General features: G+C 64.0%; 20 protein-coding genes and 2 tRNA genes. 9 read left to right on the top strand and 13 right to left on the bottom strand.

Annotated features, from left to right (window positions below):
- Positions 1-29: 29 nt before the first annotated feature.
- The 4 genes from WCJ41_RS05280 (at position 30) to WCJ41_RS05265 (ending at position 2929) form a co-directional block, all read left to right on the top strand.
- Positions 30-188 (top strand): DUF5993 family protein, encoded by a 159-nt coding sequence (locus WCJ41_RS05280; RefSeq protein ID WP_336904790.1) that lies wholly within the window; start codon positions 30-32, stop codon positions 186-188.
- Between the two features lie 8 nt (positions 189-196).
- A complete protein-coding gene (locus WCJ41_RS05275; RefSeq protein ID WP_336904789.1) occupies positions 197-775 on the top strand; it encodes a disulfide bond formation protein B in 579 nt (192 codons plus the stop codon).
- A gap of 85 nt (positions 776-860) precedes the next feature.
- Positions 861-1352, top strand: coding sequence for a hypothetical protein (locus WCJ41_RS05270; RefSeq protein ID WP_336904788.1), 492 nt, complete (start codon positions 861-863; stop codon positions 1350-1352).
- Between the two features lie 143 nt (positions 1353-1495).
- On the top strand, positions 1496-2929 hold the full coding sequence (locus tag WCJ41_RS05265; RefSeq protein WP_336904787.1) for a hypothetical protein: 1434 nt from the start codon (positions 1496-1498) through the stop codon (positions 2927-2929).
- A 174-nt stretch (positions 2930-3103) separates the two neighbouring features.
- Here WCJ41_RS05265 and WCJ41_RS05260 read toward each other — a convergent pair.
- Positions 3104-3178 (bottom strand) — tRNA-Gln (locus WCJ41_RS05260).
- An 80-nt stretch (positions 3179-3258) separates the two neighbouring features.
- Here WCJ41_RS05260 and WCJ41_RS05255 point away from each other — a divergent pair.
- Positions 3259-3335 (top strand) — tRNA-Pro (locus tag WCJ41_RS05255).
- A gap of 56 nt (positions 3336-3391) precedes the next feature.
- On the opposite strand, the gene WCJ41_RS05250 is transcribed toward WCJ41_RS05255, so the two are convergent.
- Complete coding sequence (locus WCJ41_RS05250) at positions 3392-3943, bottom strand: biotin transporter BioY (protein ID WP_336904786.1); 552 nt, start codon at positions 3941-3943, stop codon at positions 3392-3394.
- Between the two features lie 79 nt (positions 3944-4022).
- Here WCJ41_RS05250 and WCJ41_RS05245 point away from each other — a divergent pair, with 79 nt between their 5' ends.
- A complete protein-coding gene (locus tag WCJ41_RS05245; RefSeq protein ID WP_336904785.1) occupies positions 4023-4904 on the top strand; it encodes an MBL fold metallo-hydrolase in 882 nt (293 codons plus the stop codon).
- A 2-nt stretch (positions 4905-4906) separates the two neighbouring features.
- Entirely contained in the window at positions 4907-6640 is a 1734-nt protein-coding gene (gene araD, locus WCJ41_RS05240; protein WP_336904784.1) for an L-arabinonate dehydratase, read from the top strand.
- Here the strand turns inward: araD and WCJ41_RS05235 are convergent.
- Both WCJ41_RS05235 and WCJ41_RS05230 read right to left on the bottom strand, forming a co-directional pair.
- Positions 6637-8271 carry a long-chain-fatty-acid--CoA ligase gene (locus WCJ41_RS05235; protein WP_336904783.1) on the bottom strand — a complete coding sequence of 545 codons (1635 nt, stop codon included), beginning with the start codon at positions 8269-8271 and terminating at the stop codon, positions 6637-6639. The two genes, araD and WCJ41_RS05235, sit on opposite strands and share 4 nt — an antisense overlap.
- A gap of 75 nt (positions 8272-8346) precedes the next feature.
- Positions 8347-9753, bottom strand: a complete 1407-nt coding sequence (locus WCJ41_RS05230; RefSeq protein ID WP_336904782.1) for an amidase family protein — start codon at positions 9751-9753, stop codon at positions 8347-8349.
- A 105-nt stretch (positions 9754-9858) separates the two neighbouring features.
- On the opposite strand from WCJ41_RS05230, the gene gabT reads away from it, so the two are divergent.
- Together gabT and WCJ41_RS05220 are read left to right on the top strand one after the other, a co-directional pair.
- A complete protein-coding gene (gene gabT / locus WCJ41_RS05225; protein WP_336904781.1) occupies positions 9859-11160 on the top strand; it encodes a 4-aminobutyrate--2-oxoglutarate transaminase in 1302 nt (433 codons plus the stop codon).
- A 208-nt stretch (positions 11161-11368) separates the two neighbouring features.
- Positions 11369-11854 carry a fasciclin domain-containing protein gene (locus WCJ41_RS05220; protein WP_336904780.1) on the top strand — a complete coding sequence of 162 codons (486 nt, stop codon included), beginning with the start codon at positions 11369-11371 and terminating at the stop codon, positions 11852-11854.
- Between the two features lie 48 nt (positions 11855-11902).
- Here WCJ41_RS05220 and WCJ41_RS05215 read toward each other — a convergent pair whose 3' ends face one another.
- The 9 genes from WCJ41_RS05215 to rimP all read right to left on the bottom strand — a co-directional run bounded on the left by WCJ41_RS05215 (position 11903) and on the right by rimP (position 22100).
- Positions 11903-12388, bottom strand: coding sequence for a c-type cytochrome (locus tag WCJ41_RS05215; protein ID WP_336904779.1), 486 nt, complete (start codon positions 12386-12388; stop codon positions 11903-11905).
- Positions 12389-12609: 221 nt separating this feature from the next.
- The gene (gene pnp / locus WCJ41_RS05210; protein ID WP_336904778.1) at positions 12610-14763 is read right to left on the bottom strand and encodes a polyribonucleotide nucleotidyltransferase; all 2154 of its coding nucleotides are present in this window, start codon (positions 14761-14763) and stop codon (positions 12610-12612) included.
- A 166-nt stretch (positions 14764-14929) separates the two neighbouring features.
- A complete protein-coding gene (rpsO, locus tag WCJ41_RS05205; RefSeq protein WP_336904777.1) occupies positions 14930-15199 on the bottom strand; it encodes a 30S ribosomal protein S15 in 270 nt (89 codons plus the stop codon).
- A 25-nt stretch (positions 15200-15224) separates the two neighbouring features.
- Complete coding sequence (truB, locus tag WCJ41_RS05200; RefSeq protein WP_336904776.1) at positions 15225-16142, bottom strand: tRNA pseudouridine(55) synthase TruB; 918 nt, start codon at positions 16140-16142, stop codon at positions 15225-15227.
- 104 nt (positions 16143-16246) lie between these two features.
- Entirely contained in the window at positions 16247-16630 is a 384-nt protein-coding gene (gene rbfA, locus WCJ41_RS05195; protein WP_336904775.1) for a 30S ribosome-binding factor RbfA, read from the bottom strand.
- Between the two features lie 8 nt (positions 16631-16638).
- Complete coding sequence (gene infB / locus WCJ41_RS05190) at positions 16639-19263, bottom strand: translation initiation factor IF-2 (RefSeq protein WP_336904774.1); 2625 nt, start codon at positions 19261-19263, stop codon at positions 16639-16641.
- Positions 19260-19901, bottom strand: coding sequence for an RNA-binding protein (locus tag WCJ41_RS05185; RefSeq protein WP_336904796.1), 642 nt, complete (start codon positions 19899-19901; stop codon positions 19260-19262). The genes infB and WCJ41_RS05185 overlap by 4 nt, the downstream gene beginning before the upstream one ends.
- A complete protein-coding gene (gene nusA / locus WCJ41_RS05180; RefSeq protein ID WP_336904773.1) occupies positions 19898-21496 on the bottom strand; it encodes a transcription termination factor NusA in 1599 nt (532 codons plus the stop codon). The genes WCJ41_RS05185 and nusA overlap by 4 nt, the downstream gene beginning before the upstream one ends.
- On the bottom strand, positions 21489-22100 hold the full coding sequence (gene rimP / locus WCJ41_RS05175) for a ribosome maturation factor RimP (protein ID WP_336904772.1): 612 nt from the start codon (positions 22098-22100) through the stop codon (positions 21489-21491). Before rimP ends, nusA begins: the two co-directional genes overlap by 8 nt.
- Between the last annotated feature and the right edge of the window lie 150 nt (positions 22101-22250).

Genomic DNA, 22250 nt, shown 5'->3' with positions numbered 1-22250 from the left:
ATCGTTTCTGGCGATATCTGCGGGGCGGCATGGACATCATCATCCTCTTTCTCCTGTTCTTCATCGCGCTTGCCATGTGGCGGGGCGCGCCGCGCTGGCTGGTGCTGACCTGCTGGTTTGGAACACTCCTCCTGATGATCGGGCTGTTCCGCTTCCACGTCACATCATCGCTGGGGCTTAGCTTCTGATGAAAGCGATGCTGCCGCGGCTCGTGTTCTGGTGCATCAACCTGTGGATCGTTGCCTATACGGCGGTGATCGGCATTTCCCTTCTGCTGCAGTTCGTGGGTGGCGAGCTTCCTTGCCCGCTCTGCATGCTGCAGCGCTATGCGATGATCCTGAGCACGCTGGGTGCCGTGTGGATCATCCGCCAGGCGCAGCGCGGCGTGCTGACCTGGGACCGCTATGTGCAGGACCTAGGGCTCGCTACGCTCGGCGCTTTTTTGGGTGCGGTCTTCGCCTCGCGCCAGATCATGTTGCACATCCTCCCGGGCGACCAGGGCTATGGCGGGGCGGTGCTCGGCCTGCATCTCTACAGCTGGGCCTTCGTCACCTTCTGCGTGGTCATCCTGTTCACTGCGCTCCTCGGCATCATGGCGCCTGCGGCACTTCCGGAAGCGCCGGACAAGAACAGCATGGGAGACCGGCTCTCATCTGTCATAGGCCTCGCCTTTCTGGCAATCGTGGCCATCAACGCGGTGATGATCGTCTTCCTCGAAGGCTTCAACTGGGTTTTGCCCGACAACCCGACGGGTTACGCTCTGTTCGGCCACTGATATCGGCGGTCCGCCAGGGCAATTGCCGAAAGCCCCGGTTTCGGGCAACATCAGGTTGTTCTAAGCAAAGGCGGAGGGACAGACGATGACGATGATCAATCTTCCAGAAGATACCGAAACACAGATCGACACCACGCGCCGGCAACTCCTCGGTGGGCTGGGCGCGCTGTTGCTCGCCCCCCTCGCGGTGGGCGCAGCGGAAGCCTCGGCGGCGGCCGGCAATTCCGGGCGCATCTCGTTCCGCATCACGCGGGCGGGCCTCATCGTCGGCGTGGGTGGCGGCACCGGCACGCTATCCTTCAACGGCCGGAAATACCCCCTCAGCATCGGCGGCATCAGCCTGGGCGCCACCATCGGCATCGCGTCGGCCGACTTCGTGGGCCGCGTGCGCCACCTGCGCCGCGCCAGCGACATCGCGGGCACCTATTCGGCGATCGGCGCTGGGCTTGCGGCAGCCGGCGGCGGCTCCGTGGCACGGTTGCGCAATTCACGCGGCGTCGAGCTTGAGGTTTCCGGCAAGCAGGTTGGCTTCATGGCCTCGGTGGACCTGAGCGGATTGCGGATCCGGCTCACGTAAACTGGCTGCGCGAGCAGCCTACAACGAGTGAGCAGCTCCTTTTCCTGAAAAAGGGTAAGGACCAGGGACTTCAGCTTATCGGGCGCGTGGCACATGCACGCGCCCGTATAAGTTCAGACAAGCTCGTCAGGATTTTCCCACACATGACACATGCAATGCCGGCGCGGCCCTGTGAACTCCAGCTGACGCTCGGTACGTCGCATGAAGAGGTCTTGCGTACCTTCGTGCGCGAGGTGGCTCTGGCGGAGGGCATTCCGGCGGCCAGCGCCAGCTTCATCGCAGCCGATTGCGCCGCAACCTGGCAGGCGCTCTCAGCCATTGGGGACGCCAATGAGCGTGTCCATGTCAGCCTTCACGTGCAGCATGATGAGGTGCGCGCCAGACTCCTGCTCAAGGGCCATACACGCTTTGCGCAGGTCGTCAGCTCGCTGGGTCGCCGCCTGCCGCAGGGAGCCGGCATCTCTTGTCGCGAGAGTGGTATCGACGGCTGGGAAATCCTGCTACATCGCAGCCTTCTCGAGCCACGCGACATGCAGCCGCCGGAACCCGTGCCCACCAACGTGGCGACAGCGGCAGGCGCAGACGACATCGTGGTCGAACTCGCACGCAAGGCTGATGCGCCCGGCATCGCGCGTTGCTTCCTCACCGTCTATGGCCACCACTATGTACACTCCGACGTGTTCTCTCCCAGGCGCTACTGGGCGCGGGTGGAGGCGGGCGAGATCATCCCCGTGGTGGCACGCAGTGCGGAAGGCGAGGTGATCGGGCACTTGGCGCTGGAGCGCGAAGCCGGAGCCATCGTCGCCGAACGCGGTGAGGCCGTGGTGCTGTCCACATTCCGTGGCCACCACCTCCTCGAACGCATGACGGACCGCCTGTCTGAAGAGGCGCCAAAACATGGGTTGCTCGGTATCTACGCCGAACCCCTCACCATCCACACCTTCTCGCAACGCAACGACGTGCATGCCGGAATGCCGGTCTGCGCGGTGCTGCTGGGCGCCAACCCTGAGAGCTTCCGGCCCAAGGACATCGCCTGCCCCACTGCCGGCCAGCGCCAGAGCTACTTGCGCACCTTCCGGTTCGTGCAGCCAGCGGCGACCCGCGCGCTGCAGGATGCTGGCCCCTATGCAGACAGGCTGCAGCATATCTACTCCTGCCTGGGAGCGGAGGTGGCTGCGCCCGCAAAGTCCGAGCCGACGCCCGCGACGTCGACAACGCGGATCGGCGTCAACGACCGTGGCTATGGTGTCATCCGCTTTCAGGAGATCGGCAGAAATTGCATCATCGAGCTTACCCAGGCGCTGGCTGACGTACGCTCGCTCGGTGCGTGCTCGGTGCAACTCTCCTGTCGGGTGGCGGACCCCGGCCTGCCACTGCTCATCGCAACCGCCCGCGGCCTCGGTTTCTTCTTCTGCGGCATGGGACCAGGCTTCGCCGAGGGCGAAGACCTGCTTTTGATGCAACTCCTCACAGAGCCTCTGGATACGACCAAGCTGCAACTCTTCACCGATGAGGCAAAGGAATTGGTGGCCTTCATCGAGGCCGACCGAAAGGCCGTCAGTTTGCTGACAGGCTAGCAGGGCCCGCTTGGGGCAGGATGACCACGACCGGGATTATTCACGCGAGAAACTTTCGCCAAGCACCAGCGAGCCCGCACACCACTTCAGGGACATCTGCAGGCGCTGATGGCCCCGGACATGCCAGGGGGCTATCTCAAACAATCAGGAATATCAATTCCAAATTGGAATAAATGGCTGGGGCGGGAGGGATCGAACCTCCGAATGGCGGAATCAAAATCCGCTGCCTTACCGCTTGGCGACGCCCCAGCAGAAGAGGCCCGTATAGCCAGCCGAACAGTGCTTGCCTAGCCCGAAAAGCATGGCTATAAGCCGCGCCGAGCCTATGACGGAGTGTAGCGCAGCCTGGTAGCGCACCTGCTTCGGGAGCAGGGGGTCGGAGGTTCGAATCCTCTCACTCCGACCAATTGAAAACGGCGCGGAACCGCAGGGTTCCGCGCCGTTGTTTTTTCGAAACGGGGCTCAGCGGCGGCCGAGCAGCGCCCAGGCGGCAGGAAAGCCGAGGGCGGCCACCGCAGCTTTCACAAGATCACCCGCTAGGAAGGGCATGAGGCCATACTGGATGGCCTTCTCGACACCGATGAAGCCCGACAGCCAGATCAGGCCCGGCACATAGAGGACGGCCGCGCCCAGCAGCATGGCGGCGAACATCTTGGGGACCGACCGGTCCCAGCCGCGCTCGGCGAGGTAACCCACCACCCAGGCGGCGGCAATGAAGCCCAAAACGTAGCCGAAGCTCGCCAGCATGACGCCCGACTTGAACTCGGCGAAGACCGGAAGCCCGATGGCACCTTCCAGCGCATAGAGCGCCAGGGTGGCCGCACCCAGACGCGAGCCATAGGCAGCGCCAATCATCAGCACGGCGAGCGTCTGCAACGTCATCGGCACGGGGATCATCGGTACGTTGACTTGCGCCGCTGCGGCGACGACGAGCGAACCCACAACGGCGAGCACGACATTGCGCGCAAGGCCCGTCTGCGGCCACAGGCGGTCGGAAAGAAGGCTGGCATTCATGATCGTTCACCCCTACCCTGTTTGAAGAAAAAACTGGCACCGCTTATAGAGTTGGCCACCCTGCGCCGCAACTGATCGCATGACGGACTTGCAATTCGACCGCAACTTTGACGTGACGCCCGGCAACGCCGACCGCGTCTCCCCCCTCGTCCGTCGCGTGCTGGTGAACAATCCGAGCCCCTATACCTTCAAGGGCACCAACAGCTACATCGTCGGCTCAGGCCAGGTGGCAGTGATCGACCCGGGGCCGGATGACGACGCGCACCTGGCAGCACTTCTCGACGCGGTGAAGGGCGAGACCGTGACCCACATCCTCGTCACCCATTCACACGCCGATCATTCACCGCTGGCAAAGCGGCTGATGGCAGCGACCGGGGCAATCACCCTCGCCTTTGGTGCGGTGGAGGCGCCGCCCTCTTCGGGGCTCCGGCTCGATGCCTCGATCGACCATGACTTCGTGCCGGACCAGCGGCTTGTGGACGGAGATGCCGTGAGCGGTCCCGGCTGGACGCTGGAAGCGCTGTTCACGCCCGGCCACATGTCGAACCACATGTGCTTCGCCCTGAAGGAGGAACAGGCGCTGTTCGCCGGCGACCATGTGATGGCCTGGGCAACGAGCGTGATCGCCCCGCCCGATGGTGACATGGGTCAGTACTTCGCCTCGCTCCGGAAGTTGCTCGACCGTGACGATCAGGTCTACCACCCGGGCCATGGCCCCTCGAAGCGCGACCCGCTGCCGCTGGTGCGCGGCTATCTCGCGCACCGCCGCATGCGCGAGGAGGCAATCCGCGCGCGCGTTGCGCAGGGCGCACGCAGCGTGGGTGAGATCGTGGCGTCGATCTATGCCGACGTGGACCCCAAGCTCCATGGCGCGGCAGCACTCTCCACCACCGCGCATCTCGATCACCTCGTGGAACAGGGCAAGCTCCGCAAGGTGGACGGCATCTACGAGGCGACCTGACGATGGCCCGCAAGACACCCGAAGATCTCCGCAGCGCCCGCTGGTTCGCGCCCCACGACCTGCGCGGATTCGGCCACCGCTCGCGCCTCATGCAGATGGGCTATGCCAAGGAAGACTGGGCCGGAAAGCCCTGCATCGCCATCATCAACACCTGGTCTGGCATCAACCCCTGCCACGCGCATTTCCGCGAGCGGGCGGAGGATGTGAAGCGCGGCGTCTATCAGGCGGGCGGCTTCCCGATCGAGCTTCCCGCACTGTCGCTCGCCGAGAACTTCGTGAAGCCCACCACGATGCTCTACCGCAACCTGCTGGCCATGGAGGTGGAGGAGCTGATCCGCTCTCACCCCCTGGACGGCGTAGTGCTGATGGGCGGCTGCGACAAGACCACGCCAGGGCTGCTGATGGGGGCCACCAGCGCGGGGGTTCCCGCCATCTATGTTCCCGCTGGCCCGATGCTGCGCGGCAACTGGAACGGCAAGGTGCTGGGCTCCGGCAGCGATGCATGGAAGTTCTGGGACGAACGTCGCGCCGGCAACATCTCGGACGCCGAGTGGAGCGCTATCGAAGGCGGCATCGCGCGCAGCCATGGCCACTGCATGACCATGGGCACGGCTTCCACCATGACGGCCATCGCCGACGTGCTCGGCATGACGCTGCCGGGCACCTCATCCATCCCCGCTGACGACGTCAATCACATGCGCATGTGCGCCGCCGCCGGGCGGCGCATCGTGGAGATGGTGTGGGAGGACCTCAAACCGTCCGACATCATGACGCGGGCGTCCTTCGAGAACGCGATCCGCGTGGCGATGGCCATGGGTTGCTCGACCAATGCAGTGATCCATATGATCGCGATGGCAAGACGCGCCGGGCACCACATCACGCTCGATGACTTCGACGCAGCGAGCCGCATCGTTCCGGTGATCGCCAATGTGCGGCCAAGTGGCGACACATATCTGATGGAAGATTTCTACTACGCCGGCGGCCTCAAGGCGCTGATGAAGGAGATCGCACCGTTGCTCGACCTCGAGCAGGTCACCGTGTCTGGCAAACGCTGGGCGGAGGAACTTGACGGTGTGAAGGTGCACAACACTGACGTCATCCGCTCCATCGAAACTGCGATCTACCCTGAGGGTGCACTTGCAGTTCTGCAGGGCAACCTCGCGCCGCGGGGATGCGTCATCAAGCCTTCAGCCTGCGCGCCGCATTTGCGCCAGCATTCAGGCCCCGCCATCGTGTTCGACGATTACCCGTCAATGAAGGCGGTGATCGACCGCGACGATTTCGACGTGACACCCGATCACATTCTTGTCTTGCGCAACGCCGGGCCAATCGGTGGCCCCGGCATGCCGGAATGGGGCATGCTGCCGATCCCGAAGAAACTGGTGAAGCAGGGCGTGCGCGATATGTTGCGGATTTCCGACGCCCGCATGAGCGGCACGAGCTATGGCGCCTGCATCCTGCATGTGTCACCTGAGTCTTACGTCGGCGGCCCATTGGCGCTGGTGGCGACAGGGGACATCATCACGGTGGACGTTGCCGCCCGGTCCATCACGCTCGACGTGGACGACGTGGAACTTCAGCGGCGCAAATCACGCCTGAAGCCCCCTGCTCCGCGCTTCGAACGTGGCTACGGCTTCATGTTCGCCCAGCATATCGGGCAGGCGGACGAAGGCTGCGACTTCGATTTTCTCAGGAGTGATTTCGGCGGGCCGACAGACGAACCGGCGATCTTCTAGGTGCCGGGAAACGTGTAGTCCTTGAAGCGCGCGCGCAGTTCCAACTTGGAAATCTTGCCCGTCGCGGTGTGGGGGATCTCATCGACGAAGGCCACGTCGTCCGGCATCCACCATTTCACGATCTTTCCATCCAAGTGGCGCAGCACATCCTCACGCGTTACGGCCGCGTCCTTCCGGCGCACGATGACCAGCAGCGGACGCTCATCCCAGCGCGGGTGCGGCAGGCCGATGGCTGCGGCCTCATGCACGCCCGGGCAGCCCAGCGCGATGTTCTCGAGATCAATGGAGGAAATCCACTCACCGCCGGACTTGATCACGTCCTTCGCGCGGTCGGTGATCTGCATGAAGCCATATCTATCAATCGTGGCGACGTCGCCTGTGTCGAACCAGCCGTCAGCATCGAAGGCGTTCTCGCCTTCACCCTTGTAATAGCTGCGCGCAACGGAAGGGCCCTTCACCTTCAGTCGTCCGAAGGTCGTGCCGTCATGCGCCAGCGCCTTGCCGTCATCATCGGTGATCTTCATGTCCACCATGAAGGGCGGTCGGCCCTGCTTCAGCTTCACCGTCCACCAGTCCTCGGAAGAAAGCGACGTCGTCTCGCCCGTTGCCACACCGAGCGAGCCGATGGGGCTCATCTCCGTCATGCCCCAGGCATGGATCACGTCACTGCCATAGGTTTCGACGAAGGCCTTCATGATCGATTCCGGGCAGGCGGAACCGCCAATCACCACGCGGTTGAGATGCGGCAGCCGCAGCTGCGGATTCAGTTCGAGATACTGCAGCAGCATCAGCCACACGGTGGGCACTGCGGCGGTGATGGTGACGCGGCCTTCGGTGAGCATCTCGTAGATCGACGCGCCGTCGAGCTTCAGGCCCGGCATCACCAATGCGGCACCACCGATCGGCGCGGAGAAGGCCAGCGACCAGGCATTGGCATGGAACATCGGAACGACCGGCATGGCCACATCGACGCTCTTGATCGCCATGGCATCGCCCAGCGCACACATCAACCCGTGCAGCACGTTGGAGCGGTGGGAGTACAGAACGCCCTTGGGATGGCCCGTGGTGCCGCTGGTGTAGCACATGCCACAGGCGGTGTTCTCATCAAACTCCGGCCAGACATGCTCCTCATCGCCGCTGGCGATCAGGGTCTCGTAGCAGACGGGATTGCGCAGCGTGGTCTCGGGCATATGCGCTTCATCCGTAAGGATAACGAAGCCCGTCACATTGGGGATCTGCTCCTGCAGCTTTTCCAGCAGCGGCACGAAGGTCAGGTCAGTAAATATCCACTGATCCTCGGCATGGTTCACGATGTAGCCGAGCTGGTCGGTGAAGAGCCGCGGGTTCAACGTATGGACGATGCCGCCCATGCCCATCACGCCATACCAGATCTCGAGGTGCCGCCAAGTGTTCCAGGCCATGGTCGCAATGACCGATCCCATGGAGAGACCCAGCTGCTTCTCACAGGCAGACGCCAGCGCACGGGAACGTCGATTGACAGTCGCATAGTCGGTGCGGTGCAACGGGCCTTCAACGGATCGCGACAGAATCGGCCGGGTGCCATGCCAGCGCGCCGCGTGATCGAGCACGCGGTGAACGAGCAATGGAAAATCCTGCATCAGGCCGCGCATGGCGTCTTGTTCTCCTGACGTGGAAACTATCGGGATTGGTGGGGAGCCGCCAGATGACGTTCGGCTGTTGTTAGGTCAAGTTCTGGGGTCGATGGGCGTGATGGCGCCCAGACCCAGCACCTGCTCGATGAAGCGGGCACCGGCCAGCAGCTTGGCCTCGCCACGCCCGGGCGCCACGACCTGCAGGCCCACCGGCAAGTGGTCCGCCGTGAAGCCGCAGGGGATGGAGATGGCGGGGCTGGCTGTCAACGTAATGGCGTGGACGATCATCAGCCAGTCGACATAGGTATCGAGCTTCACGCCATCACATTCCGCAACGTAGCGCTGCTCCACCGGGAAGGGCGGCACGATGGTGGTGGGGCAGAGCAACAGGTCATAGGTATCGAAGAAGGTGCGCATGCGCCGGAACATTTCGCCGCGCTGCGCCTCCGCCCGGGCGATCTCGGCGCCGGTGATCTTCAGCCCCTTCTCGATGTTCCACACCACCTCGGGCTTCAGGAGATCGCGGTGCGTGTCCAGCAAGGGCTTCATGTTGGCATAGGACAGGGCACGCAGCGTCTGGGCGCATTCCCGCGTTTCGCGCAGGTCCGGATGGGCTTCCTCGACGATGACGCCCTCGGCCTCGAGCTTGCGGGCGGCGGCCATGACGAGATCAGCCACGCGCGGATCGACCGGCGGCAGGCCAAGGTCGCGGGAGACCGCCACACGCCTCGGCTTCCAGCCTGAGCGCGCGGCCTTGAGAAAGGATGTGCCGTCGGACGGGAGCGACAGCGGGTCCGCCGGCTCCTCGCCCACCATGGCGTCAAACAGGAGCGCCAGATCCTCGACATTGCGGGCCATGGGGCCTTCCACGCCCAGGGTCGAGTCGATCTTTGAAAACACGCTCGCAGCCACCCGGCCAGGCGAGGGCCGCATGCCGACCACGCCGCAGAAGCTGGCCGGGTTGCGCAGCGAACCGCCCAGGTCGGAGCCATGCGCCACCCAGGCCATGCCGGTCGCCAGCGCCACAGCGGCCCCGCCGGAGGAGCCCGAGGCCGACAGGGCGGTATTCCAGGGGTTGCGGGTGACGCCGAAGACCTCGTTGAAGGTGTGGGCGCCGGCCCCGAATTCAGGGGTGTTGGACATGGCGTAGATGACCCCGCCCCTGCCCTCTAGATGGGTCACGACCAGATCGGAGGTTTCGGCGATCCTGTCCTTGAAGATGGGGGAGCCCTGCGTCGAGCGCACCCCGGCCACGTCCGTCAGGTCCTTGATCGGCACCGGCAGGCCGGCCAGCGGGCCGCGCTCCGGGATCGGCCGTTCCATCAGCGCCCGGGCGTGCTTGCGGGCCCGGTCGAAACACAGGGTTGGCAGGGCATTCACCTGTCCGTCCACCTCCGCCACCCGGCGTTCCAGTGCATCGAGGCAGTCGAGCGGGGTGATGTCACCCCGCTGCAAGCTGTCGACGACTTGGGCGGCGGTCATCCGGATCAGGTCAGCCATGAAAAATCCCCTCTGCAGGCTCGGATGAAATCCGTTTGCCGCCACCCCGTCAACGGGCGTAAAAGCCGCCCAGCCATTCATAAACCTGATCCCGAGGAGAGCATCATGAACGCACCGGTCGCAGCCCCAGGCATGAACAAGCAGTGGGTGGAGCGCCGCGCCAGGGCCGTGTCCCGCGGCATCAGCGCAGGCGCCCCGGTCATTGCGGCGAAGGCCGAGAACTCCGAGATCTGGGATATCGAGGGCAACCGCTACATCGACTTCGGCGGCGGCATTGCGGTGGTCAACACCGGTCACCGACACCCGCTGGTGATGAAGCGCGTGTATGAGCAGCTCGAAGCTTTCACCCACACCTGCGCGATGGTGATGCCCTATGCCCCCTTCATCGAGGTGTGCGAGAAGCTGAACGCCGTGGCGCCGATCTCGGGCGAGAAGAAGTCGGCGCTCGTCACCACCGGTGCCGAAGCCGTCGAGAACGCGGTCAAGTTCGCCCGCGCCTATACCGGCCGCTCCGACATCATTGCCTTCAACGGCGGCTTCCATGGCCGCACGCTGCTTGGCATGACGCTCACCGGCAAGGTCGTTCCCTACAAGACCAAGTTCGGCCCCATGGCGCCGGGCGTATGGCACGTGCCCTTCCCCGTGGCGCACAAGGGTGTCACCATAGATGACACGATGCATGCCATCGAGTGGCTGTTCAAGGCAGACGTCGAGCCGCAGCGCGTGGCCGCCATCATCATCGAACCCGTGCAGGGCGAAGGCGGCTTCTACATCGCGCCGAAGGAACTGATGGTGAAGCTCCGGAAGCTGTGCGACGACCACGGCATCCTGCTGATCGCTGACGAGATCCAGTCCGGCTTTGGCCGCACCGGAAAGTTCTTCGCCATGGAGCACTATGGCGTCGAGCCCGATCTCATCACCTCGGCCAAGTCTCTGGCCGGTGGTTTCCCGCTCGCCGCCGTGGTCGGCCGCGCCAAGATCATGGATGCGCCGGAGCCCGGTGGCATCGGCGGCACCTATGCCGGCAACCCCGTGGCCTGCGCCGCGGCCTTGGGCGTGTTTGATGCCTTCGAGCAGGAAGGCCTGCTCGAAAAGGCCGATGCCCAGGGCAAGCTGATCATGGAGCGCATGACGTCGATCAAGGCCAAGAACAAGGGCATGCCGATCGGTGATGTGCGCGGGCTTGGCGCGATGTGCGCCTTCGAACTCGTCACCCAGCATGGCGGCAACGATCCCGATGCGGCCGCGGCAAAGGCGCTGGCGGCAAAGTGCCTGGAGCGCGGCCTGCTCATCCTCACCTGCGGTGTCTATGCCGACACGGTGCGCATGCTGACCCCGCTGACGGCTTCGGAGATGGTTCTGAAGGAAGGCCTCGACATCCTCGAGAGCGCCATCCTCGGCAACTGATTTCGTCTCAACGCACGACGCAAACGCCGGGCTTTCGCCCGGCGTTCTGCTTTTCCGGGGAAGCTCACGAAGACGTGAGAAGCGGCGCACTGCCGCAGACGATCCGGCCTTCCCGCGCAACCGTTTAATTCTTGAGTGCAGGCATCACCGTTTGAACAGCGCTGCGGTCACGCACCTTTTGTCGATTTCAAATCCACTGGAGAATTTCATGCACAAGATCCTTCTTGCGGCCACGACTGCTCTTTGCCTCGGCGCGGCTTCCGCCTCCGCCGCCAACGTGGTCGAAACCGCCCAGCAGGCAGGCAGCTTCAAGACGCTGATCGCCGCCGCTCAGGCCGCTGGCCTTGCCGATGCGCTGGCCACCACCAAGAACATCACTGTCTTCGCGCCCACCGACGAGGCCTTCGCCAAGCTGCCGGCCGGCACCGTCGAGATGCTGCTGAAGCCCGAGAACAAGGACAAGCTGGTCGCCGTCCTCACCTATCATGTGCTGCCGCGTGAACTGACGTCCAACGAGATGCTTGCAGGGCCGTTCCACGTGCGCACGCTCAAGGCCAAGCCGGACCGCACACTCGCCATCACCAAGAACGCCAGCGGCGTGACGGTGGACAACGCGAAGGTCGTGAAGGCTGACATCATGACGGACAACGGCGTCATCCACGTTATCGACACCGTGCTGCTGCCGAGCAAGTAATGGCATACGCCGACACTCCGGCTGATGCCGGGGTGTCGGCGACAATGTTCAGCCCTTGGGCATGATCGGCGGCGCGATGACGATGTAGGGCGTCTTTGGCTCCTGTCCCGGGGGCGCATATTCCGGGACCGGCTCACCCGGTTCGCCGAGCGAGACGATGTACTGGTAGAGCGAGCGGATGTCGCCTTCGTCCATGGCATGGACATTGAAGAACGGCATGGGCGGCTTCGCCTGGAATGTCTTGGCATATTGCAGGAAGGCATCCTCGCTGCCCTTGTCCTTGGCGACAAGGCGGAGATTGGCGGGATAGGTCGTTCCCCACGGGCCCTGCCAGCCGAGGCCTGTTCCCTTCAGCGCGACCGCCGGGTCGACCTTGCCGCCTGTCTCGGCGTAGCCATTGGTGTGGCAGTCATGGCAGCCGGAGGTGATGGCAACCTGCGCACCTCGCGCTACCGACACGTCGCCAGCCAGCGCTGATGTCGCCGAAACAGCAACGGCGCCAAATACAAAGGCGCCGCATATCCCAACCTTCATTTCATTCTCCCTCTTTCTCTTGCATCCGAAGCGGTTTGTCTCACCGCATTGATCGCAAAAGGCTGTGATCAAAATCACAGCTTTCTCCGGCGCTTCAATTTGATACCTCTGCGGCCACAACGGACAATCGGATAATCAGGCGAGCCCGCAACCAGGCAGGGAAAGAGAAAGGGCGCGAACCCTGCGGTCCGCGCCCTTCGCATTCATGCCTGCAGGGTGGATTATTCGCCCTGCGGGGCTTCCTCTTCGCCTTCGGCGGCCTGCTTCTTGGAGATGTCCTCGCCGGTGGTCTGGTCGACCTGCTTCATCGACAGGCGCACCTTGCCGCGGTTGTCGAAGCCCAAGAGCTTCACCTTCACGGTGTCACCCTCGTTGACGACGTCCGAGACCTTGTTGACGCGCTTCGAGGCAAGCTCGGAGACGTGCACGAGGCCATCGCGCGAACCGAAGAAGTTCACGAAGGCGCCGAAGTCGACGACCTTGACGACTTTGCCGTCATAGATCAGGCCAACTTCCGGCTCCATGACGATGCCCTTGATCCACTTCAAGGCCGCTTCGATGGCGGTACCCGAGGACGAAGCGACCTTGACGGTGCCGTCGTCCTGGATGTCGATCTTGGCGCCGGTCTTTTCCACGATCTCGCGGATGACCTTGCCGCCGGTGCCGATCACTTCGCGGATCTTGTCGGTGGGGATCTTCAGCGTCTCGATGCGCGGTGCATGCTCGCCGAGCGAAGCGCGGGCGCCGGTGAGGGCCTCCGCCATCTTGCCGAGGATGTGCAGGCGGCCGTCCTTGGCCTGCCACAGCGCGACCTTCATGATCTCCTCGGTGATACCGGTGATCTTGATGTCCATCTGAAGGGACGTGATGCCTTCCGACGTGCCGGCAACCTTGAAGTCCATGTCGCCGAGATGATCTTCATCACCCAGGATGTCGGAGAGCACCGCGAAGCGCTCGCCTTCCTTGATGAGACCCATGGCGATGCCGGCGCAGGGCGCCTTCAGCGGCACGCCCGCATCCATCAGCGCCAGCGAAGCGCCGCAAACCGAGGCCATGGAGGACGAGCCGTTTGACTCGGTGATCTCCGAGACGACGCGGATGGTGTAGGGGAACTGGTCCGTCGCCGGGAGCAGCGGGTGGATCGCGCGCCAGGCGAGCTTGCCGTGGCCGATCTCGCGGCGGCCCGTGGCACCCATGCGGCCCGTTTCACCGACCGAGAAGGGCGGGAAATTATAGTGCAGCATGAAGGTACCCTTGTGGGTGCCATCGAGCGAGTCGATGTACTGCTCGTCCTCGCCGGTGCCGAGCGTGGTGACCACGAGGGCCTGCGTCTCGCCGCGGGTGAACAGGGCCGATCCGTGGGTGCGCGGCAGAACGCTCGCTTCCGCGATGATCTGGCGAACCGTCTTGGTGTCACGGCCGTCGATGCGGTGGCCGGTGTCGAGGATGGCGTTGCGGACAACGTCCTTTTCGAGGTGCTTGAAGGCCTCACCGATCTTGTTGGCGGGCGGAGCGTCGGGCAGGTCAGCGCCGGTCAGCGCAGCCAGAACCTTGTCCTTCGCCTTGGCGACGGCTTCCTGACGATCTTCCTTCTTGGCGATCGCGTAGGCAGCGCGCACATCGGCCTCGGCAATCGCCTTGACCTGGTTGTAAAGCGCCTCTGCATCCGGCGGCGAAAAGTCACGCGGCTCGCGCGAGGAGCGCTCTGCGAGGCGGATGATGGCCTCGATCACCGGCTGGAAGCCGCGGTGGCCGAACATGACGGCACCGAGCATGATTTCTTCCGAAAGCTCCTTGGCTTCCGACTCGACCATCAGCACGGCGTCCTGCGTGCCGGCGACCACGAGGTCGAGCGACGACAGCTTCTGCTGTTCGATGGTGGGGTTCAGCACGTACTCGCCATCGATGTAGCCGACGCGCGCCGCACCGACCGGGCCCATGAAGGGGATGCCGGAGAGGGTGAGAGCCGCCGACGAGGCGACGAGAGCGAGAATGTCCGTGTCGTTCTCGAGGTCATAGGAGAGAACGGTGGCGATGACCTGCGTCTCGTTGCGGAAGCCCTCGACGAAGAGCGGGCGGATCGGACGGTCGATCAGGCGCGAGATCAGCGTTTCGCGCTCGGTCGGGCGGCCTTCGCGCTTGAAATAGCCACCCGGGATCTTGCCGGCGGCATAGGTCTTTTCCTGATAGTTGACGGTGAGCGGGAAGAAGTCGATCCCGGGCTTCGCCGAACGTTCGGCAACGGCCGTGGCGAGAACGGTGGTTTCACCGAGCGAGGCGACAACGGCGCCATCGGCCTGACGGGCCACGCGGCCGGTTTCGAGGCGGAGCGTCTGCCCGGCCCACTGAATTTCTTCGACGTCGATATTGAACATATGGATTTTCCTTTGTGCCCTTCGCCGCCGCTTGAAAGACGTGCACCACCACTGTGGACGGCATCCCCTTTGGGCCGAGAGCCCGGCCCCATTGCCGGACTCACTGGATGGGGACGCGGGCGGCTACTCGGTGATCCGCCCGCTCGTACGTAGACTCGATCTTCGCTTAGCGGCGGATCTCGAGGCGCTTGATGAGCGTCTGATAACGCGCATCGTCAATGCGCTTCAGATAGTCGAGAAGCGAACGGCGCTTGCTCACCATCGTCAGCAGCCCACGGCGGGAATGGTTATCCTTCTTGTGGGTCTTGAAGTGGTCGGTCAGGTAGTTGATGCGTTCCGTGAGGATCGCAACCTGGACTTCGGGCGAACCGGTGTCACCCGGCTTCGTGGCATATTCCTTCACGAGCGCAACCTTGCGCTCAGCAGTCATGGTCATTCGGTCATCTCCAATAAATGGATGGTTACAGGTTGAACAAACGCTTCGGCTTGAGTGATCCCTGGACGATGGTTCCAATCCCGAGTGGTTTGCCGCCACTCATCACCAGAACCGCATCTTCCGCGATGGGAGCATTCGCGCCTCTGAGCAGGACGGCTTGTCCGAGCTTCAGGCGTCGGGCTTGCTCATCGTCGATGGCCACTGCCGGGATGCCGTCCAGCACGGTCTCGATGGGGAGCAAAGCCCCAGTTTTGGCGTCTCCGCCGGGGGCCTTATGGCCGAGTTCCGTCAGGTTTTCCAGTGAAATCATATGGTCTTCGGTGAAGGGTCCCACCGCCACCCGCCGCAGCATGGTGACGTGCGCGGCCGTGCCCAGGACCCGGCCCATGTCGCGGGCCAGAGAGCGGATGTAGGTGCCCTTGCCGCAGGTCACCTCGAAGGTGGCATGGTCGCGGTCTGGGATGTCCACCAGCTTCAGGGCCTCGATCAGGATGGGACGTTCGGCAAGCTCCACTGCCTCCCCGGCCCGGGCCAGGTCATAGGCCCGCTCGCCATCGACCTTGATGGCCGAAAACGCCGGCGGGGCCTGCATGATCTCGCCGGTAAAGCGGGGAAGTATCGACTCGATCTCTTCTCCAGAGGCTCGCCTATCGGACGTAGCAGAAACCTCGCCTTCAAGGTCATCCGTCGTCCGCTCCTCGCCCCAGCGGGCGGTGAAGCGGTAGACCTTGCGGCCGTCCATGGCATAGGAGACGGTCTTGGTTGCCTCTCCCAGGGCAATGGGCAGCAGGCCCGTGGCCAAAGGGTCCAGCGTGCCGCCATGGCCCGCCTTCTCGGCGTTGAACAGGAAGCGCACCTTGCCCACCGCCTGGGTGGAGGTCATGCCGTAAGGCTTGTCGAGGATCAGCCAGCCGGTGACGGGGGTGCGTTTGGTTTTTGCCATTCACACCGCCCCCAAAGAGGTAAAAACCAGCATCCCACCAATCATCAAGCCCGGCCATGATGAAATGAGGGAGGCGGGCTGAGGATGACGCTCGAAAGGGCCCTTCACTCCTTCTTGAGATCCCGTGCCACTTCGGGGCTGCGCAACAGCTCGTCGATCTTGCCAGCGTAGTCCAGAGCGGTGTCGACCCGGTAGCGGATCTCCGGCGTGAACTTCATCTCGAGCTTGGGGGAGACGAGGCCGCGAATATAGCGTCGGTTACGGTTCAGCGCCTCGAGCAACGCCTTCTCCTTGTTCGGCAGAAGCGTGCGAACGAAGGCGTTGGCGATCTTGAGGTCGGGCGACATCTGAACCTCGACGACCGTCGGGTTCAGCCGCTCGAGATCAGGATCGCCCGATTCCCCGCGCAGGAATATTTCCGCCAGTGCGTGGCGGATCAGTTCGCCAGCACGGAGCTGGCGTTGGGAGGGGGCGCTGCCTTTGCTCATCTCTCAGATCAGTCCAGCGTACGCTGGACCTTCTCCACGCGGAAGCACTCGATCACGTCGCCGGCGCGCATGTCCTGGTAGTTCTCGAAGGCCATGCCACATTCCTGGCCAACGGGGACTTCCTTGACCTCGTCCTTGAAGCGCTTGAGCGTCGAGAGCGTGCCTTCGTGAATGACCACGTTGTCGCGGATGAGGCGAACCTTGGCGCCGCGCTGGACGCTGCCTTCGGTGACCTGGCAACCTGCAACCTTGCCGACCTTGGTGATGTTGAAGACTTCGAGGATCTTCGCGTTGCCGAGGAAGGTTTCGCGCAGTTCCGGTGCGAGCTTGCCCGCCATGGCCTGCTTGATGTCATCAACCAGGTCATAAATGATGTTGTAGTAGCGGATCTCGATGCCGGCACGTTCCGCCGCATCGCGCGCCTGGGTGGAGGCACGGACGTTGAAGCCCAGAACCACCGCCTTGGAGGCTTCGGCAAGGCCGATATCGGACTCGTTGATGCCGCCCACCGCATAGTGGATGACACGCGCCTTGATCTCGGTATTGCCGATCTTCTCGAGCGCCTGGACAATGGCTTCCGCCGAGCCCTGAACGTCTGCCTTGACGAGGATCGGGAACTCGGTGGCGCCCTCCTTGATAGCGGACATCATCTGCTCGAGCGAGGAACGTGCCGAAGCCGCACCGCGGCTCTCGCGGCGCTTGCGCTCACGATATTCCGTCACTTCACGCGCACGGGCATCGTTCGGCACGACGTCGAACTGGTCGCCGGCTTCAGGCGCCGAGTTGAGGCCAAGCACCTCGACCGGGGTCGACGGGAAGGCTTCCTTGACCTGCACGCCCTTGTCGTTGACCAGCGCTCGCACGCGGCCCCAGGCCGAGCCTGCGACGAAGATGTCGCCGAGCTTCAGCGTGCCGCGCTGGACGAGCACGGTGGCAACTGGGCCACGGCCCTTGTCGAGCTGGGCTTCGACCACCATGCCGCCGGCCTCACGGTCGGGGTTGGCCTTGAGATCGAGAACTTCCGACTGCAGCAGGATCACTTCGAGCAAGCGGTCGAGGTTGGTGCCCTTGAGTGCGGACACTTCGACTTCGAGCGTGTCGCCGCCCATGCTTTCGACGACGATCTCGTAGCGCAGCAGTTCATTGCGCACGCGCATCGGATTGGCGGCAGGCTTGTCGATCTTGTTGATCGCCACGATGATCGGAACGCCAGCCGCGCGGGCGTGGTTGATGGCTTCCACCGTCTGCGGCATGACGCCATCATCGGCAGCAACAACCAGCACCACGATATCCGTCGCCTTGGCGCCACGCGCACGCATCGAGGTGAAGGCCTCGTGACCCGGCGTATCGATGAAGGTGACAACGCCACTCTGTGTCTCGACCTGATAGGCGCCGATATGCTGGGTGATGCCGCCGGCTTCACCCGAGACGACGTTGGTCTTGCGCAGCGCATCGAGAAGCGAGGTCTTGCCGTGATCGACGTGACCCATGATGGTAACGACCGGCGGGCGCGACTTGAGCTGTTCGGGCGCATCGGTGTCGCCGGCGAGGCCTTCGACCACGTCCGACTCGGACACGCGCTTGACCTTGTGGCCCATTTCCTCGGCGACGAGCTGGGCGGTGTCGGCATCGATCACGTCGTTGATCGTGTGCATCTCGCCCTGCTTCATCAGGAACTTGATGATGTCCACGGCGCGCTCGGCCATGCGGTTGGCGAGCTCCTGGATGGTGATCGCTTCCGGAATGATCACTTCGCGGCTCACCTTTTCGGTGGGCATCTGGAAGCCGTGGGTCTGCTTCTTGAGGCGCTCGGTGCGGCGGCGGAAGGCGGCGACCGAACGTGCGCGCTCATCATCCTCGTTCAGCGCATTGCCGACCGAGAGACGACCGCGGCGCTTGTCAGCTTCGGCAGTCTTGGTGGGCCGCGCCGGGACTGGCGCCTTGATTTCGCGCTTGATGGCGCCCGCGAACGTGCGACGCGGAGCCGTTTCTTCCTCGTCATGCGTGCGCTTGACGGGCGAAACCGCGGCCCTGCCGGTTGCAGCCTTCATGGGCTCGGTGGCGGGGGTCACCACATTCGACTGGGCAGACTTCGGCGCGAGCTTCTTCGCGGCCTCGTCGGCCTTGCGGCGTGCGTCTTCCTCGATCCGGTGGCGGGCGTCGTCCTCGGCCTTGCGCTTGGCGGCTGCCTCGCGGTCGATCAGGTCGCGTGCGTCCTGATCGGCGCGGCGCTTGGCATCTTCTTCCTGGCGCTTGCGGTCTTCGGCCTCGCGCACGCGGGCGCCGGCGAGGGCGCGGTCACGCGCCTCCTTTTCCTCGGCGGTGAGGGTGCGGAGAACGACACCGGAGCGCTGCGTCGGCTGCGGCTTGGGTGCGGCGGGTGTCTGGGTATTGGACGGGGGCGACGGCTTCACGGGGGTGACGTGCGGTGCAGCCTTGGGCTCAAGCGGCGTTGACGGCTTGTCGTCGCCGAAGCGCTTGCGCTTGGTTTCAACCACCACGGTCTTGGAGCGTCCGGCGCCGAAGCTCTGCTTGACCTTGCTCTGCTCGATCGACGGCCGCTTGAGGGTCAAGGTTCCCCCAGCCGGGCGGTTGCCTTCGGGCTTGCGGTCTTTGTCGTTGTTATCAGTCATCTTTTCTCTATCAGGTCCTCGGGCGGGCCAGTCATACGGCCCTCAAACGTCTCGATCCGGCGCACGGCTGTGGAGAGCTTTTCGGCAAGCCCTCCCTTCGCCACGGCAGCATGTACCACATTTGGACGGCCAAAAGCCAAATCCAATTCGTCGATTTCGAAAAGAACGATCTTTTCGACAACACCGGGCTGGGCATGCTTGTCCAATTTGCGGCAACCGTCCGGTTGGGCATCGGTTCCGTGGAACAGCAGCCTGGCCCGGCCCCGGCTCAGCATGTCCTCAACCTTCATGAAGCCCGTCACGGCCTCCCCCGCCTTTTTGGCAAGGGAGAGCAGCGAAAGAGCCTGCTGGCGGAGCAATCTGGAAACAATATCCGGAAGATCGGGCGGGATTGTGGTTTCGGCCCCAAAGCCGCGCGAGAACAGCTTTCTGGCGATGGCCTGGTCCAGCACCTTTCGGTCAAGGCTGACCCACACGCCGCGTCCGGGAAGCTTGCGGGCAAGATCGGGCACCGCCACGCCATCCGGCCCCCGGACGAAGCGGATCAACTCCGCTTCGTCCTTCACCGTGCGGGTGACGATGCACATGCGGTCCGCCAAGGGCTGGTCCGCCTCCGCGCTGACGTGGGCGTCGGTCAGGCTTCCACCTCGGTTTCGTCTTCCGTCTCGGGTTCGACCGGCGCCTCGATCCAGCCTGCGTGGATGCGGGCCTTCATGATCAGGTCATTGGCTTCCTCGGCAGAAACCTCGAGGTCGGAGAAGGCACCCTTGTGCTTGACCGCACCGCCCGCCTTGCGCTCGGTCCAGCCGATCAGCTCGTCGGTGTCGCAGCCGGCGAGATCCTCGATCGACTTGAGGCCAGCTTCGCCCAGGGCAACCATCATGGACGGCGTGAGGCCATCGATGTCCTTCAGCTCGTCGAGCACGCCCAGTTCGACGCGGCGCACGTCGAGCTCGGCGGTCTGGCGATCCAGGAATTCACGCGCGCGGTTCTGCAGTTCCTCGGCCGTCTGCTCGTCGAGGCCCTCGATCGAGGCAACCTCGCGGGCATCGACATAGGCCACTTCCTCAACCGTCGCGAAGCCCTCGGAGGCCAGCAGCTGGGCCAGCGTCTCGTCGACGTCGAGTGCGGAGACGAACAGCTCGGTGCGGGCCGCGAATTCCTTCTGGCGGCGCTCGGACTCTTCGGCTTCGGTCATGATGTCGATGTCCCAGCCGGTGAGCTGGGAGGCCAGCCGCACGTTCTGACCGCGGCGGCCGATGGCCAGCGACAGCTGCTCGTCCGGCACAACGACTTCGATACGCTCGGACTCTTCGTCGAGCACGACCTTGGAGACTTCAGCGGGTGCCAGCGCGTTCACCACGAAGGAGGCGACGTCCTGGGTCCACTGGATGATGTCGATCTTCTCGCCCTGCAGCTCGTTGACGACAGCCTGAACGCGGCTGCCGCGCATGCCGACGCAGGCGCCGACCGGATCGATGGAACCGTCCTTCGAGCGCACGGCGATCTTGGCGCGGCTGCCCGGATCGCGGGCCACCGAGACGACCTCGACGACACCGTCATAGATTTCCGGCACTTCCTGGCCGAACAGACGGGCCATGAACTCAGGGTGTGTGCGCGACAGGAAGATCTGGGGACCGCGTTGCTCGCGGCGCACGTCGTAGACATAGGCGCGCACGCGATCGCCCGGGCGGAAGGTTTCACGCGGCAGCGACTCGTCGCGGCGGACGATGCCTTCGCCACGACCGAGGTCGACGATGACGTTGCCGTATTCGACGCGCTTCACTGCGCCGTTGACGATCTCACCGATGCGGTCCTTGTATTCGGCATACATCCGGTCGCGCTCGGCATCGCGCACCTTCTGCACGATCACCTGCTTGGCGTTCTGCGCGGCGATGCGGCCGAACTCGATGGGCGGCAGCGATTCGGCGATCTGGTCACCGATGTTGGCGGCCGGGTTGCGGCGCTGCGCATCGACGAGGCTGATCTGGGTTGCTTCGTTCTCGACGTCCTCGACGACCAGGAGAAGGCGCTGCAGGCGGGTCTCGCCACTGCGCGGGTCGATCTCGGCGACGATCTCGTTCTCGGCGCCATAGCGGGCCTTGGCGGCCTTCTGGATCGCCTCTTCCATCGCATGCAGCACGACCGACTTGTCGATCGACTTCTCGCGCGCCACGGCATCCGCGATCTGCAACAGTTCGAGCCTGTTGGCGCTCACGCCATAATCAGCCATTGTCGTCTTCGCTCCTCTCTTGCGAAATCTTGTCTTCGTCGATCTCGGCGCCGTCGCCATAGCCCTTGGCGGGCAGGCGGCTCTTGGCGGCCTCGATCAGCTGGTCGGTGAGGACCAGCTTGGCATCGGAAATGTCGGCGAAGGGAACGCCGATCAGCACCGGCTCCTTCGTTGCCCCTTCCGGGTTCTCGATGAACAGGCGAACCTCGCCTTCGTGGCAGCCTTCGAGGGCGCCCTTGAAGCGCTTGCGGCCGGCCACCGGCACGGCCATCTCGATTTTCACCTCATGGCCTGCCCAGGACTCGAAATCCGACGGCCGCACCAGCGGCCGGTCGATGCCAGGGGACGAGACTTCGAGGTTATAGTGCGACGACACCACATCCTCGACGTCGAGGATGGGCGACAGGGCGCGGCTCACCGCCTCGCAGTCCTCGATGGTGAAGGTGCCGTCCGGGCGCTCCGCCATGATCTGCAGGGTGGGGCCGCTCATCTTCACGCGCACGAGCCTGAAGCCCAAGTCGGCGAGCACGGGTTCGGCAAGTGCCGCCACCCGCTGCGCGGGGCCCGTCTCACGGGCCAGTCTGGTTTCTGTTTCGGTCGTCATCGGAGCCCTTTCAGGCAATAAAAAAAGCGGGCCCCGGGACCGGGACCCACTCGCGATCTCCACTTTCGTGGCTATGTGAGTGAACCTAAGTTAGACGGCATATACGCCCTCCGGCCCCATTTCGCAAGGGGTGGCGGTTTTTGAGCCGGC

The organism is Aestuariivirga sp. (assembly GCF_037139295.1).
In the GTDB taxonomy this organism is placed as follows: Bacteria; Pseudomonadota; Alphaproteobacteria; order Rhizobiales; family Aestuariivirgaceae; genus Aestuariivirga.
Note: the sequence above shows the minus strand (reverse complement) of the source record. Positions and strands in the feature narration are given on the sequence as shown.

Coding starts and splice junctions, on each gene's coding strand:
- WCJ41_RS05280 (WP_336904790.1), top strand. CDS start 30: ATGGACATCATCATCCTCTTTCTCCTGTTCTTCATCGCGCTTGCCATG.
- WCJ41_RS05275 (WP_336904789.1), top strand. CDS start 197: ATGCTGCCGCGGCTCGTGTTCTGGTGCATCAACCTGTGGATCGTTGCC.
- WCJ41_RS05270 (WP_336904788.1), top strand. CDS start 861: ATGACGATGATCAATCTTCCAGAAGATACCGAAACACAGATCGACACC.
- WCJ41_RS05265 (WP_336904787.1), top strand. CDS start 1,496: ATGACACATGCAATGCCGGCGCGGCCCTGTGAACTCCAGCTGACGCTC.
- WCJ41_RS05250 (WP_336904786.1), bottom strand. CDS start 3,943: ATGAATGCCAGCCTTCTTTCCGACCGCCTGTGGCCGCAGACGGGCCTT.
- WCJ41_RS05245 (WP_336904785.1), top strand. CDS start 4,023: ATGACGGACTTGCAATTCGACCGCAACTTTGACGTGACGCCCGGCAAC.
- araD (WP_336904784.1), top strand. CDS start 4,907: ATGGCCCGCAAGACACCCGAAGATCTCCGCAGCGCCCGCTGGTTCGCG.
- WCJ41_RS05235 (WP_336904783.1), bottom strand. CDS start 8,271: ATGCGCGGCCTGATGCAGGATTTTCCATTGCTCGTTCACCGCGTGCTC.
- WCJ41_RS05230 (WP_336904782.1), bottom strand. CDS start 9,753: ATGGCTGACCTGATCCGGATGACCGCCGCCCAAGTCGTCGACAGCTTG.
- gabT (WP_336904781.1), top strand. CDS start 9,859: ATGAACGCACCGGTCGCAGCCCCAGGCATGAACAAGCAGTGGGTGGAG.
- WCJ41_RS05220 (WP_336904780.1), top strand. CDS start 11,369: ATGCACAAGATCCTTCTTGCGGCCACGACTGCTCTTTGCCTCGGCGCG.
- WCJ41_RS05215 (WP_336904779.1), bottom strand. CDS start 12,388: ATGAAGGTTGGGATATGCGGCGCCTTTGTATTTGGCGCCGTTGCTGTT.
- pnp (WP_336904778.1), bottom strand. CDS start 14,763: ATGTTCAATATCGACGTCGAAGAAATTCAGTGGGCCGGGCAGACGCTC.
- rpsO (WP_336904777.1), bottom strand. CDS start 15,199: ATGACCATGACTGCTGAGCGCAAGGTTGCGCTCGTGAAGGAATATGCC.
- truB (WP_336904776.1), bottom strand. CDS start 16,142: ATGGCAAAAACCAAACGCACCCCCGTCACCGGCTGGCTGATCCTCGAC.
- rbfA (WP_336904775.1), bottom strand. CDS start 16,630: ATGAGCAAAGGCAGCGCCCCCTCCCAACGCCAGCTCCGTGCTGGCGAA.
- infB (WP_336904774.1), bottom strand. CDS start 19,263: ATGACTGATAACAACGACAAAGACCGCAAGCCCGAAGGCAACCGCCCG.
- nusA (WP_336904773.1), bottom strand. CDS start 21,496: ATGGCTGATTATGGCGTGAGCGCCAACAGGCTCGAACTGTTGCAGATC.
- rimP (WP_336904772.1), bottom strand. CDS start 22,100: ATGACGACCGAAACAGAAACCAGACTGGCCCGTGAGACGGGCCCCGCG.